Genomic DNA, 13685 nt, shown 5'->3' with positions numbered 1-13685 from the left:
TGACACCAGCGCAGCTTATTAAGGCAAGGGACTAGACCATGCATTTCACCATTCAACGCGAAGCCCTGTTGAAACCCCTGCAACTGGTCGCAGGCGTCGTTGAGCGCCGACAGACCTTGCCGGTGCTTTCCAACGTATTGCTGGTTGTCGAAGGCCAGCAATTGTCCCTCACCGGCACCGACCTGGAAGTCGAACTGGTGGGTCGTGTACAGCTGGAAGAACCTGCAGAACCGGGCGAAATTACGGTGCCGGCGCGCAAGCTGATGGACATCTGCAAAAGCTTGCCCAACGACGCGCTGATCGACATAAAGGTTGATGAGCAAAAGTTGGTGGTCAAAGCCGGTCGCAGTCGCTTCACCCTGTCGACCTTGCCTGCCAACGACTTCCCTACTGTGGAGGAAGGCCCTGGCTCGCTGACGTGCAGCCTTGAACAAAGCAAACTGCGCCGTTTGATCGAGCGCACCAGCTTCGCCATGGCTCAACAGGATGTGCGTTACTACCTCAATGGCATGCTGCTCGAGGTATCGGAAGGCATCATCCGTGCAGTCGCTACCGACGGCCACCGCCTGGCGATGTGTTCGATGAAGGCCGATATCGGTCAGCCGGACCGTCACCAGGTCATCGTGCCGCGTAAAGGTATCCTTGAACTGGCACGTTTGCTCACCGAGCCGGAAGGCAACGTGAGTATTGTCCTCGGTCAGCACCACATCCGTGCGACTACCGGCGAGTTCACCTTCACCTCCAAGCTGGTTGACGGCAAGTTCCCGGACTACGAGCGCGTGCTGCCTAAAGGCGGCGACAAGCTGGTGGTCGGTGATCGTCAGGCACTGCGTGAAGCGTTCAGCCGTACTGCGATTCTGTCGAACGAAAAGTACCGTGGTATTCGCCTGCAACTGGCTAATGGTCAGCTGAAAATCCAGGCGAATAACCCGGAGCAAGAAGAGGCGGAAGAAGAAGTGGGCGTCGACTACAACGGCGGTTCGCTGGAGATCGGCTTCAACGTGAGTTACCTGCTCGACGTACTGGGCGTGATGACGACTGAACAGGTACGCCTGATTCTGTCTGACTCCAACAGCAGCGCCTTGGTGCAAGAATCCGACAACGACGACTCGGCTTACGTTGTTATGCCGATGCGCCTGTAATCATGCTCAGCAGAAGCTAGATGTCCCTCAGTCGCGTCTCGGTCACCGCGGTGCGCAATCTGCACCCGGTGACCTTCTCCCCCTCCCCCCGCATCAATATCCTCCATGGCGCCAACGGCAGTGGCAAAACCAGCGTGCTGGAAGCCATCCATTTGCTCGGGCTTGCGCGTTCCTTTCGTAGTGCGCGCCTGTTGCCGGTGATTCAGTACGAGCAATTGGCATGCACGGTGTTTGGCCAGGTTGAATTGGCTGAGGGCGGGCATAGCAGCCTGGGCATATCCCGTGATCGCGGCGGTGAATTTCAAATTCGCATTGATGGGCAAAATGCTCGCAGTGCCGCGCAGCTGGCGGAAATTCTGCCGCTGCAACTGATCAACCCCGACAGCTTCCGCCTTTTAGAAGGTGCCCCGAAAATCCGCAGGCAGTTCCTCGATTGGGGAGTGTTCCACGTGGAACCACGGTTTATGGCCACGTGGCAGCGGTTGCAGAAGGCCCTGCGGCAGCGGAACTCGTGGCTGCGGCATGGTACACTTGACGCCGCTTCGCAAGCAGCTTGGGACCGGGAACTGTGCCTGGCCAGCGACGAAATAGATGAATACCGCCGTGCCTATATCAAAGCCTTGAAACCAGTCTTTGAGCAGACCTTGAGTGAGTTGTTGGATCTCGAGGGGCTGACGCTGAGTTACTACCGTGGTTGGGATAAAGAACGTGAGCTGAGCGCAGTGCTCGCCACCTCTCTACAACGGGATCAGCAAATTGGCCACACCCAGGCCGGCCCCCAACGCGCTGATTTGCGCCTTAGATTAGGCGCACATAATGCCGCGGACATCTTGTCCCGTGGTCAGCAAAAGTTGGTGGTGTGTGCATTGCGGATCGCGCAGGGTCACCTGGTTAGCCAGGCCCGCCGCGGTCAGTGTATTTATCTGGTGGATGACTTGCCGTCTGAACTCGACGAGCAACACCGCCGCGCGTTATGCCGCTTGTTGGAAGACTTACGCTGCCAGGTGTTTATCACCTGTGTAGACCACGAATTATTGAGGGAAGGCTGGCAGACGGAAACGCCAGTCGCTTTGTTCCACGTGGAACAAGGCCGTATCACCCAGACCCACGACCACCGGGAGTGAAGGCATGAGCGAAGAAAACACGTACGACTCGACCAGCATTAAAGTGCTGAAAGGTTTGGATGCCGTACGCAAACGTCCCGGTATGTACATCGGCGACACCGATGATGGTAGCGGTCTGCACCACATGGTGTTCGAGGTGGTCGACAACTCCATCGACGAAGCTTTGGCCGGTCACTGCGACGACATCAGCATCATCATCCACCCGGATGAATCCATCACCGTGCGCGACAACGGTCGCGGCATTCCGGTCGATGTGCATAAAGAAGAAGGCGTATCGGCGGCAGAGGTCATCATGACTGTGCTCCACGCCGGCGGTAAGTTCGACGACAACTCCTATAAAGTATCCGGCGGTTTGCACGGTGTAGGTGTGTCCGTAGTGAACGCGCTGTCCGAAGAGTTGGTGCTTACGGTTCGCCGTAGCGGCAAAATCTGGGAACAGACCTACGTGCATGGCGTTCCACAAGAGCCGATGAAAATCGTTGGCGAGAGTGAAACCACCGGTACGCAGATCCACTTCAAACCGTCCGACCTGACTTTCAAGAATATTCACTTCAGCTGGGACATCCTGGCCAAGCGTATTCGTGAACTGTCCTTCCTCAACTCCGGTGTGGGTATCGTCCTCAAGGACGAGCGCAGCGGCAAAGAAGAGCTGTTCAAGTACGAAGGCGGCCTGCGTGCATTTGTTGAATACCTGAACACCAACAAGACTGCGGTTAACCAGGTGTTCCACTTCAACATCCAGCGTGAAGACGGCATCGGCGTGGAAATCGCCCTGCAGTGGAACGACAGCTTCAACGAGAACCTGTTGTGCTTTACCAACAACATTCCACAACGCGACGGCGGTACTCACTTGGTGGGTTTCCGTTCCGCGCTGACGCGCAACCTGAACAACTACATCGAAGCCGAAGGCTTGGCCAAGAAGCATAAAGTTGCCACCACCGGTGACGATGCGCGCGAAGGCCTGACAGCGATTATTTCGGTGAAAGTGCCAGACCCTAAATTCAGTTCCCAGACTAAAGACAAGCTGGTGTCTTCCGAAGTGAAGACCGCAGTGGAACAGGAGATGGGCAAATACTTCTCCGACTTCCTGCTCGAGAACCCGAACGAAGCCAAACTGGTTGTTGGCAAGATGATCGACGCGGCACGTGCGCGTGAAGCAGCACGTAAAGCCCGTGAGATGACTCGTCGTAAAGGCGCGTTGGACATCGCAGGCTTGCCGGGCAAACTGGCCGACTGCCAAGAGAAAGACCCTGCCCTCTCCGAGCTGTACCTGGTGGAAGGTGACTCTGCTGGCGGTTCCGCCAAGCAGGGTCGCAACCGTCGCACCCAGGCTATCCTGCCGTTGAAAGGCAAGATCCTCAACGTTGAGAAAGCCCGCTTCGACAAGATGATTTCCTCTCAGGAAGTCGGCACGTTGATCACGGCGCTGGGCTGCGGTATCGGCCGCGACGAGTACAACATCGAGAAGTTGCGCTACCACAACATCATCATCATGACCGATGCTGACGTCGACGGTTCGCACATCCGTACGCTGTTGCTGACCTTCTTCTTCCGTCAGCTGCCGGAGCTGATCGAGCGTGGTTACATCTACATCGCTCAGCCGCCGTTGTACAAAGTGAAAAAGGGCAAGCAAGAGCAGTACATCAAAGACGACGACGCCATGGAAGAATACATGACGCAGTCGGCCCTGGAAGATGCAAGCCTGCACTTGAACGACGAAGCTCCGGGCATCTCCGGTGCATCGCTGGAGCGTCTGGTTAACGACTTCCGCATGGTCATGAAGACCCTCAAGCGTCTGTCGCGCCTGTACCCTCAGGAACTCACCGAGCACTTCATCTACCTGCCGGCTGTAAGCCTTGAGCAGCTGGGTGACCATGCAGTGATGCAGGATTGGCTGGCCCAATACGAAGTGCGCCTGCGTACCGTCGAGAAGTCTGGCCTGGTCTACAAAGCCAGCCTGCGTGAAGACCGTGAACGCAACGTGTGGCTGCCAGAGGTCGAACTGATCTCCCACGGCCTGTCGAACTACGTCACCTTCAACCGCGACTTCTTCGGCAGCAATGACTACAAGACGGTCGTAACCTTGGGCGCGCAACTGAGCACGCTATTGGACGACGGTGCTTATATTCAACGTGGTGAACGCAAGAAGCAGGTCAAGGAATTCAAAGAAGCCCTCGACTGGCTGATGGCCGAAAGCACCAAGCGCCACACCATCCAGCGATACAAAGGTCTGGGCGAAATGAACCCGGATCAACTGTGGGAAACCACCATGGACCCCGCTCAGCGTCGCATGCTGCGCGTGACCATCGAAGACGCCATTGGCGCGGACCAGATCTTCAACACCCTGATGGGTGATGCGGTCGAGCCTCGTCGTGACTTCATCGAGAGCAACGCCTTGGCGGTGTCCAACCTGGACTTCTGATCAGGTAGCTCTGCCAAAACTAAAAGGCCAACGCTTAGCGTTGGCCTTTTTTATTGCCCGGTATTTGAGAATGCTCCACGTGGAACATCGAATTTCCCACCGAGCTTAAGCCGGCGTCACGCTCTCCAATCGATACCCATACCCATAAATCGTCAGCAACTGCCAACCGCGATCCGCGGTGAGCCCCAGCTTGTTGCGCAGTCGATAGATATGCGTGTCGAGTGGCCGCGATGAGGCTATTTCTTCATGCGTCCAGAAGCGCTCATACAGGTATTCCCGAGACAGCGGGCGTGCCAGGTTGGCAAACAAGCAGCTCGCCAAGCGGTATTCGCGCTCGGTCAATGTGATGGGTTTACCCGCGCGGGTGACGGTCAGCTCGGCATCGTCGAAGGTCAGGTCGTTGAAACTCTGTACTTCATGGGTGGAAGATTTTTGCAGGCCGTGGCGGCGTAAAACGGCGCTGACCCGAGCCTTTAGCTCGTTGGGGCGAAACGGTTTGCTGAGGTAATCATCCGCCCCGCTGTTCAACGCGGTGACAATATCGGTTTCGGCATCACGGCTGGTGAGCATGATGACCGCGGGCGGTGACTCCATGTGTTCACGCGTCCAGCGCAACAGTGCGATACCTGTGATGTCGGGTAATTGCCAGTCGAGTATCAATAGGTCAAAGGTCTCGCGGCGCAACTGACGCAGCAGGTCTTCACCACGCTCGAAGCAATGCAGTGACCAAGGTTGATCCGCCGTGCTGGGGATCTGCCGCAGTGTCTGTTCAACCCGACGCAATTCAGCGGGCTCGTCATCCAGTATCGCGACACGCATAGGAGGGTCCTTTCTACTAAGAATACGGCAGCCGACGGCCCGTTTGATAACGGCACTGACTGCGCCGTTGCCAGTCTTTGAATCTGAATAATTGTGGCTGGATTCAACGACCTTCGGTTCTGGCGGTACGCTGATACCAAGACGCCTGAAGTCCATTCAAGGACCGCGATACCTACAGCGAAGATACCGGCTCTCACCTGTTAGGAACAGTATCAGTGCCAAATGCATTTGCTGCCTTTCGGGCGTGTCATGCACTGCCCCGATGTACGCTATGGTGCTGCAAGCGCTTTTTTCACCGTGAGGCCTGAAGGGTCACAAATCAGCCACTCGCGTTAACGCACATCACCTGGAAGGTGTACTGGGCTCTATGAAACCTTCAACAATTCGTTATCAACCGCAGCGCCAGCGCGCAGCGGTAGCCTCGTGATGCTGTGGCGCAAGGCCGAACAACGCCAGCCGACTCGGGCGCAGCTGCTGTTTCACGACTTGTTTCGCGAGTGGGTGTGGATTGGTTTGGTCTTGCTGCCTTTCACTGCTTGCCTGTCGCTGGCCTTTTCCTCCACGGCTGGCGTAGAGCTTGAGGCGAATGTGCTGAAGGGTTGGGTGCAAGGTCGCAGCATCGTCGATGTGCCCGGTTGGTTCGCGGCGCTGACGGCGACTTCTCTGGTGGCATTGCTGCTGGGCTTGCTGCTGTATCGACCTCGCTATGCGCTGTGGATGACGCTGCTTTGCATGGCTGGTGCGTTGCTTGGCTCATGGGCGCTGCTGCGCTTCGGTCATTGGTGGTCACCCGCTGCGTGCCTGATTGGCTTGCTGCTCAGTTATTTGATCTGGAATTGGCGCCGACTCAGCGTGATCGTTGCGTACTTCGGCTGGGAACTCGCCCGCCTGGATAACGAACCCAAAGTACTGCCGGAACGGCGTCGTGCACCGGCCAGCAAAGGTGATGTGCTGCAAGGGCAGATATTTGCGCTTGAGCAGGCGGTCAGTCGTACACGCGATACGCGCCGCTTTATGGCAGACGGCTTGGAATGCCTGCCGGTAGCAACGCTGATTACCGACCCGAAGGGTAGCGTCCTGTTGGCCAACCGTGTTGCCCGTGATGTGTTTGGTAATGACCTGGTGACTGAAAACATCCTGGAGCAACTCGCCGACCTGGGGTATCCGCCGCTGCACAATGGCGTTCGCCCTGCCCTGTCGGCGATGCAGCTGATTGAGTTTCGTGACGTGCATCAGCGCAGCCTGCGCATAGAGCTTGCACCGCTGTTGCCGGCTGAAGGGGATCTCGCGCTTGGCTGGCTGTTGAGCCTTACCGACTTGAGCAAAGAGCGTGACGCTCAGCAGCATCGTGAGACCATGCTGCGGTTCCTTTCCCACGACCTGCGCGCCCCGCATTCGGCGATCCTCGCGTTGCTGGATGTGCACAACGACACCTCACCGATATTTGCCCAGATCGAACAACAGGTTAAGCGCGCCTTGAACCTCACCGAATCCTTCGTGCAGTTGGCCAAAGCCGAAGCGGACGGTTACCAATTCCAGCCGTCACTGTTCGCTATGTTGGTAATGGATGCGTTCGACCAGGTGGCGGTAACCGCTCAACTCAAGGGTATCCGTCTGGTGCATGACCTGGATGAGGCGGACGACGGCATGGTGTTAGCCGATCAATCACTGCTGACTCGCGCGTTGTTCAACCTGCTGGAGAATGCGATTAAATACTCACCCTCCGGCACCACAGTCAGGTTGAGCCATGGCAGCGCGCAAGGTTGGTTGGAATGCCGTATCAGCGATCAAGGGTCAGGCATCGCCGCAGCGGATCTGCCGGAGCTGTTTAGCCAATATCGGCGGTTTGATTCGGCGCAAGGCAGCGAGGGTTTGGGGTTGGGCCTTACGATGGTTAAAGCGGTAATAGAGCGTCACGACGGGCGCATTTTATGTCAAAGCGAGTTGGGTAGAGGCTCTACCTTCAGCCTGCGATTGCCGTTGCTGGACGACTGAAATAACCGGCTTTTTGGTTGTGCATAAAAAACCGGTCTCAAGGACCGGTTTTTTAATGCGGGAAAAACTTATGCACGGTTTTCGGTATTTTATGAGCTTAAGAAATATGTAATAAAATCAGCTCTTTATGTATGAAAACTGGCAGTTTACGAACAAACCGTACACAGGTTATCCACAATTTTTTATAGCACTGGCGTCTCGACCACAACAGGCTCCGGCGGCAGCGAACCCATGGCGCGTTGCTGCGCTTCGTTCCAGGCTGCAGCGCGGTCATTCAACGCGGCAATCGCACGCGGGCCTTCGCCCTCGGCGTACATGGGCTGGCCAATCACCACGGTGATCGTACCGGCGCGTTTCGCCCAGCCAGTCTTTGGCCAGAACTTGCCGGCGTTGTGCGCAATCGGCAGCACCGGCAGGTTGGCGTTGACCGCGAGTGCTGTGCCGCCGCGCGAAAACTTGCCGACGGTGCCGAACGGCACGCGAGTCCCTTCCGGGAAAATCAGCACCCAAACGCCATCTTTGAGCAGCTCGTCGCCCTTCTTGGCCACATGCTTGAGCGCAGCCTTGGGGTTATCGCGGTCGATAGCGATCGGCCGCAGCATGGCCATGGCCCAGCCGAAAAACGGCACGTACAGCAGCTCCCGCTTGAGTACTTGGCTAAGCGGCGAGAAGTACGCCGAGAGGAAGAACGTCTCCCACGTGCTTTGGTGGTTCGACAGAATCACGCAAGGCTGCTGCGGGACGTTTTCAGCGCCCTTGATTTCGAAGCGGATGCCGAGAAATACCTTGCTCAGCCACAACGCGCAGCGGCACCAGTAAACGTTGATAAAACGATAGCGCGCCTTGAACGGCAGGAACGGCGCAATAAAAAAGCTCAGGGTGCACCAGAGAAACGAACTGGTGCCCAGCAGCAGGTAAAAGAAAAAGGTTCTGATGGCCTGCAAGATCGACATGGCAGCATTTACCGTTGCGGGTCATGGCCCGCCTGCTAAAAGCGCACTCCCGAGCAATCCTGATCAGGAAGTCGGGGCGGCTAGTTGTTAATAAGTTCTGCGGCAACCGCCGCCAGATCGTCAAAAATCAAGGTGCCTACCGGCAGGTTTTTCGCCTGGGTCTTTTCGCCTTTCCCGGTCTTAACCAAAACTGGCTGAGAGTCGACGGCTTTGGCCGCCTCCAGGTCACCGAGGCTGTCCCCGACAAACCATAGCCCAGCCAGCGGTACCTTGTAATGTTCTGCAATGGTTTTCAACATCCCGGGCTTGGGTTTGCGGCAATCGCAGTCCTCATCCGGCCCGTGTGGGCAATACACCACCAACCCCAGCTCACCGCCCTGCTCAGCCACCAACGTGCGCAAGCGCGCGTGCATGGCGTCCAGCGTGGCGATGTCGTAATAGCCGCGGGCGATGCCGGACTGGTTGGTAGCGATGGCCACCGTCCAGCCGACTTTGCTCAACTGCGCGATGGCCTCGATCGAGCCGGGCAGTGGAATCCATTCCGCCACCGATTTGATGTAAGCGTCGGAGTCATAATTAATCACCCCGTCCCGATCGAGAATCAGCAGTTTCAACATAGTCAGCTCAGCGTCGAAATATCAGCGATATTGACGAACAAGCCGCGCAGACGCGCCAGCATGGCGTAGCGGTTTTTGCGTACACCCGCATCTTCGGCATTGATCATCACGGCTTCGAAGAACGCATCCACCGGCTCACGCAAGCTGGCCAGTCGCGCCAACGCTTCGGCGTAATTACGCTCGGCGATCAATGGCTTCACCGCGTTTTCTGCCTTGGCGATGGCGGAGTTCAGCGAGAACTCTTTGGCATCGGCAAACAGCCCAGGGTCGACTTCGGCAGTGCCGAGGTTATCGGCCTTGCTCAGCAGGTTCGACACACGCTTGTTCACGGCAGCCAGTGCATCGGCCTCCGGCAGTTTGCGGAACGCTTGTACGGCTTGCACGCGTTGGTCGAAGTCCAGCGCCGAACCCGGTTGCAGGGCACGCACCGACAGGTACACGGACACGTCCACGCCTTCGTCTTCGTAACGCGCACGCAGGCGGTCGAAGACGAATTCGAGCACTTGCTCGGCCAAGCCGGCTTGTTTGACCTTGGCGCCGAATTGGCCGACCGCGAACACCACGGCTTGGGTCAGGTCGAGGTCGAGCTTTTTATCGATCAGGATGCGCAGTACGCCCAGCGCGGCACGGCGCAGGGCATACGGGTCTTTGCTGCCGGTGGGCAACATGCCGATACCGAAGATACCGACCAGCGTATCGAGCTTGTCGGCGATGGCCACGGCCGCACCGGTCAAGGTGGTCGGCAATTCTGCGCCGGCACCGCGCGGCATGTACTGCTCGTTCAGCGCCAGGGCTACTTCGTCCGGCTCGCCATCGTTGAGGGCGTAGTAGTAACCGGCAACGCCTTGCATCTCAGGGAACTCGCCCACCATCTCGGTGGCAAGGTCGCATTTGGACAGCACACCCGCGCGCGCAGCCCAGGCAGGGTCACCGCCGATGCGCGGCGCAATGTAGGCGGCCAGCTTGGAAATGCGTACGGCTTTGTCGTAAACGCTGCCGAGTTTTTCCTGGAACACCACGTTTTGCAGGCGCAGGTTGAAGTCTTCGAGCTTCTGCTTTTTGTCTTGCTTGAAGAAGAACTCGGCGTCGGTCAGGCGCGGGCGAACGACTTTCTCGTTACCGGCGATGATCTGTTGCGGGTCCTTGCTTTCGATGTTGGCCACGGTGATGAAGCGCGGCAGCAATTTGCCGTCCACGTCCAGCAGGCAGAAATACTTCTGGTTGTCCTGCATGGTGGTAATCAGCGCTTCTTGCGGCACGTCGAGGAAACGTTCTTCGAACGAGCACACCAGCGGCACTGGCCACTCAACCAGCGCGGTCACTTCATCAAGCAGGCCTGGCGGCACGATAGCGGTGCCTTCCTGCTGGCGGGCCAGCTCTTCAGTGCGCTTGCTGATCAGTTCGCGACGCTCGTTGGCATCGGCCAGCACGTAGGCGGCTCGCAGGTCGGCGGCATAGTTGGCCGGCGAGGTGATACGCACCGCTTGCGGGTGGTGGAAGCGGTGACCACGCGATTCGCGACCGGCTGTCTGAGCAAGGATCGTGCAATCGATGACCTGGTCACCGAGCAACATCACCAGCCACTGGGTTGGGCGTACGAATTCTTCTTTGCGCGCGCCCCAACGCATGCGCTTGGGGATCGGCAAGTCGTTCAGCGAGTCTTCAACGATAGTCGGCAACAGGCTGGCGGTTGGCTTGCCGGTGATGACCTGGCTGAAACGCAGTTTCGGGCCGCTCTGGTCGATTTCGCTCAGCTCGACGCCACACTTCTTGGCAAAACCCAGCGCGGCTTGAGTCGGGTTACCTTCCGCGTCGAACGCCGCCTGACGCGGCGGGCCGTCGAGGTTGATGCTGCGGTCCGGTTGCTGGGTTTCCAGCGCGGTCAGCAACACGGCCAGGCGACGTGGCGCGGCGTAGACTTTTTTCGCTTCAAACTTCAGGCCAGCGCTGTGCAGGCCTTTTTCGATACCGGCCAGGAACGCATCGGCCAGGGTATTGAGTGCCTTGGGTGGCAGCTCTTCGGTGCCCAGTTCAACCAAAAAATCTTGAGCACTCATTGTGCAGCCTCCAGCTTAGCCAACACTTCATCACGCAGGTCCGGGGTTGCCATCGGGAAGCCCAGCTTGGCGCGCGCCAGCAGGTAGGCTTGGGCGACGGAACGCGCCAGGGTGCGTACACGCAGAATGTATTGCTGACGCGCGGTTACCGAGATGGCACGGCGGGCGTCCAGCAGGTTGAAGGTATGGGACGCCTTCAAGACCATTTCATAGCTCGGCAACGGCAGCGGCTGGTCGAGTTCGATCAGGCGCTTGGCTTCGCTTTCATAGAAGTCGAACAGTTCGAAGAGTTTTTCGACGTTGGCGTGTTCGAAGTTGTAAGTGGATTGCTCCACTTCGTTCTGGTGGAACACATCGCCATAGGTGACTTTGCCGAACGGGCCGTCAGCCCACACCAGGTCGTACACAGAGTCCACGCCCTGCAGGTACATGGCCAGGCGCTCGAGACCGTAGGTGATCTCGCCGGTCACGGGGTAGCACTCAATGCCGCCAGCTTGCTGGAAGTACGTGAACTGCGTGACTTCCATGCCGTTCAGCCAAACTTCCCAACCCAGGCCCCAGGCGCCCAGCGTTGGCGACTCCCAGTTGTCTTCGACGAAACGGATGTCGTGCACCAGCGGGTCCAGGCCAACATGTTTCAGCGAGCCGAGGTACAGCTCCTGGAAATTGTCCGGGTTCGGCTTCAACACCACCTGAAACTGGTAGTAATGCTGCAGGCGGTTCGGGTTTTCGCCGTAGCGGCCGTCAGTCGGGCGACGACTGGGCTGCACATAAGCGGCGTTCCAGGTTTCCGGGCCGATGGCCCGCAGGAAGGTAGCGGTGTGGAAAGTGCCGGCGCCTACTTCCATATCGTAGGGCTGAAGTACCACACAACCTTGCTCGGCCCAGTATTGCTGGAGGGCGAGGATCAAGTCTTGGAAGGTACGCACGGCTGGCGTAGGCTGGCTCACGAAATTCACCTGTTACTTGGGCTGCGATTTAAAGAGCGGGAGTATACCCGATTCGGCCGCGCCACCATCCCCTGGAGCCTTATGCCACGCTGCTTTTGGTGTTCTGAAGATCCGCTGTACATGGCTTATCACGATCAGGAGTGGGGAACGCCGCTGCGCGATGCGCAGGGCTTGTTCGAGTTACTTTTGCTCGAAGGGTTCCAGGCGGGCCTGTCCTGGATCACCGTTTTACGCAAACGCGAGCATTATCGAAAGGTCCTGTTCGGCTTTGATGCGCAGCGCTTGGCGCAACTGACCGACGCCGAGATTGAGGCGCTGATGCTCGACCCCGGCATTGTGCGCAATCGCCTCAAGCTCAATGCCACCCGGCGTAATGCCGCCGCCTGGCTGGCGCTGGAAGACCCGGTAGGTTGGCTTTGGTCGTTTGTCGGCGGCATGCCCAAGGTCAACCACTTCAAGGATCGCAGCCAAGTCCCGGCGATCACGCCAGAAGCCGAAGCCATGAGTAAAGCCTTGAAAAAAGCCGGCTTCACCTTTGTCGGCCCGACCATTTGCTACGCATTCATGCAGGCCTCGGGCATGGTCATGGACCACACCCAAGACTGCGACCGTTACGCGGTTTTGGCCAACGCCGGTTAGAATGGCGGTTTTGCGCACTACATTTGATCAGGAGTGACCTGTGGAAAAGTTTAAAGGCGCCTTGCTGGTAGGCGCTCTGCGGTTGTTTGCCCTGCTGCCTTGGCGCGCTGTACAGGCCGTCGGCACGGCGATTGGCTGGATCATGTGGAAAACCCCCAACCGCTCGCGCGAAACGGTGCGGATCAACCTCTCCAAATGCTTCCCGGACATGGACCCCGCCGCGCGCGAGCGCTTGGTCGGCCAGAGCTTGATGGACATCGGCAAGTCCCTGACTGAAAGCGCCTGCGCGTGGATCTGGCCGGCGCAGCGCTCGATTGATCTGGTACGCGAAGTCGAAGGCCTGGACGTGCTGCACCAAGCATTGGCCTCCGGCAAAGGCGTGGTCGGCATTACCAGCCACTTGGGCAACTGGGAGGTGTTGAACCACTTCTATTGCAGCCAGTGCAAACCGATCATTTTCTACCGCCCGCCGAAGCTCAAGGCGGTGGATGATTTGCTGCGCAAGCAGCGCGTGCAACTGGGTAACCGCGTCGCGGCGTCGACCAAGGAAGGCATTCTCAGTGTGATCAAAGAAGTGCGTAAAGGTGGCCAGGTGGGCATTCCTGCCGACCCGGAACCGGCAGAATCGGCCGGCATCTTTGTGCCGTTCTTCGCCACTCAGGCGCTGACCAGCAAGTTCGTGCCGAACATGCTCGCCGGTGGCAAGGCGGTTGGCGTGTTCCTGCATGCCCTGCGGCTGCCGGACGGCTCGGGTTACAAAGTGATTCTGGAAGCCGCGCCGGAAGACATGTACAGCACCGACACCGCCACCTCCTGCGCGGCGATGAGCAAGGTGGTCGAGCGTTATGTCGGCGCCTACCCGAGCCAGTACATGTGGAGCATGAAGCGCTTCAAGAAACGCCCGCCGGGCGAGGCGCGGTGGTATTGATACACGGCTGACTCAAGGTCGACAACAAACACTATGGGA

At 58.1% G+C, this 13685-nt stretch carries 11 protein-coding genes; 6 read left to right on the top strand and 5 right to left on the bottom strand.

Going from position 1 to position 13685, the window contains the following annotated elements:
- The first annotated feature begins 38 nt into the window (after positions 1–38).
- The 3 genes from dnaN to gyrB are packed head-to-tail and all read left to right on the top strand — an operon-like array spanning position 39 to position 4688.
- Positions 39–1142: a DNA polymerase III subunit beta gene (dnaN, locus tag AO240_RS11170; RefSeq protein ID WP_010565855.1), complete on the top strand. Its 1104-nt coding sequence runs from the start codon at positions 39–41 to the stop codon at positions 1140–1142.
- 20 nt (positions 1143–1162) lie between these two features.
- Positions 1163–2266 carry a DNA replication/repair protein RecF gene (gene recF, locus AO240_RS11165; protein ID WP_010565854.1) on the top strand — a complete coding sequence of 368 codons (1104 nt, stop codon included), beginning with the start codon at positions 1163–1165 and terminating at the stop codon, positions 2264–2266.
- A gap of 4 nt (positions 2267–2270) precedes the next feature.
- On the top strand, positions 2271–4688 hold the full coding sequence (gyrB, locus tag AO240_RS11160) for a DNA topoisomerase (ATP-hydrolyzing) subunit B (protein WP_099236586.1): 2418 nt from the start codon (positions 2271–2273) through the stop codon (positions 4686–4688).
- 105 nt (positions 4689–4793) lie between these two features.
- Here the strand turns inward: gyrB and AO240_RS11155 are convergent, their stop codons facing one another.
- Complete coding sequence (locus AO240_RS11155) at positions 4794–5507, bottom strand: response regulator transcription factor (RefSeq protein WP_099236585.1); 714 nt, start codon at positions 5505–5507, stop codon at positions 4794–4796.
- 426 nt (positions 5508–5933) lie between these two features.
- Here AO240_RS11155 and AO240_RS11150 point away from each other — a divergent pair, with 426 nt between their 5' ends.
- The gene (locus AO240_RS11150; protein ID WP_371918620.1) at positions 5934–7502 is read left to right on the top strand and encodes an ATP-binding protein; all 1569 of its coding nucleotides are present in this window, start codon (positions 5934–5936) and stop codon (positions 7500–7502) included.
- A gap of 182 nt (positions 7503–7684) precedes the next feature.
- On the opposite strand, the gene AO240_RS11145 is transcribed toward AO240_RS11150, so the two are convergent.
- The 4 genes from AO240_RS11145 to glyQ form a co-directional block, all read right to left on the bottom strand.
- A complete protein-coding gene (locus tag AO240_RS11145) occupies positions 7685–8455 on the bottom strand; it encodes a 1-acyl-sn-glycerol-3-phosphate acyltransferase (RefSeq protein ID WP_058415821.1) in 771 nt (256 codons plus the stop codon).
- An 80-nt stretch (positions 8456–8535) separates the two neighbouring features.
- Positions 8536–9072: a D-glycero-beta-D-manno-heptose 1,7-bisphosphate 7-phosphatase gene (gene gmhB, locus AO240_RS11140; RefSeq protein ID WP_177445813.1), complete on the bottom strand. Its 537-nt coding sequence runs from the start codon at positions 9070–9072 to the stop codon at positions 8536–8538.
- 2 nt (positions 9073–9074) lie between these two features.
- Positions 9075–11129 (bottom strand): glycine--tRNA ligase subunit beta, encoded by a 2055-nt coding sequence (gene glyS / locus AO240_RS11135; RefSeq protein WP_099236583.1) that lies wholly within the window; start codon positions 11127–11129, stop codon positions 9075–9077.
- Positions 11126–12079, bottom strand: coding sequence for a glycine--tRNA ligase subunit alpha (gene glyQ / locus AO240_RS11130; protein ID WP_003213601.1), 954 nt, complete (start codon positions 12077–12079; stop codon positions 11126–11128). Before glyQ ends, glyS begins: the two co-directional genes overlap by 4 nt.
- An 81-nt stretch (positions 12080–12160) precedes the next feature.
- On the opposite strand from glyQ, the gene AO240_RS11125 reads away from it, so the two are divergent.
- Positions 12161–12718 (top strand): DNA-3-methyladenine glycosylase I, encoded by a 558-nt coding sequence (locus AO240_RS11125; protein ID WP_099236582.1) that lies wholly within the window; start codon positions 12161–12163, stop codon positions 12716–12718.
- A gap of 40 nt (positions 12719–12758) precedes the next feature.
- A complete protein-coding gene (locus tag AO240_RS11120) occupies positions 12759–13646 on the top strand; it encodes a lysophospholipid acyltransferase (RefSeq protein ID WP_058415824.1) in 888 nt (295 codons plus the stop codon).
- Positions 13647–13685 lie beyond the last annotated feature (39 nt).

Source organism: Pseudomonas sp. ICMP 460, assembly GCF_002723595.1.
Classification (GTDB): domain Bacteria; phylum Pseudomonadota; class Gammaproteobacteria; order Pseudomonadales; family Pseudomonadaceae; genus Aquipseudomonas; species Aquipseudomonas kitaguniensis.
Note: the sequence above shows the minus strand (reverse complement) of the source record. Positions and strands in the feature narration are given on the sequence as shown.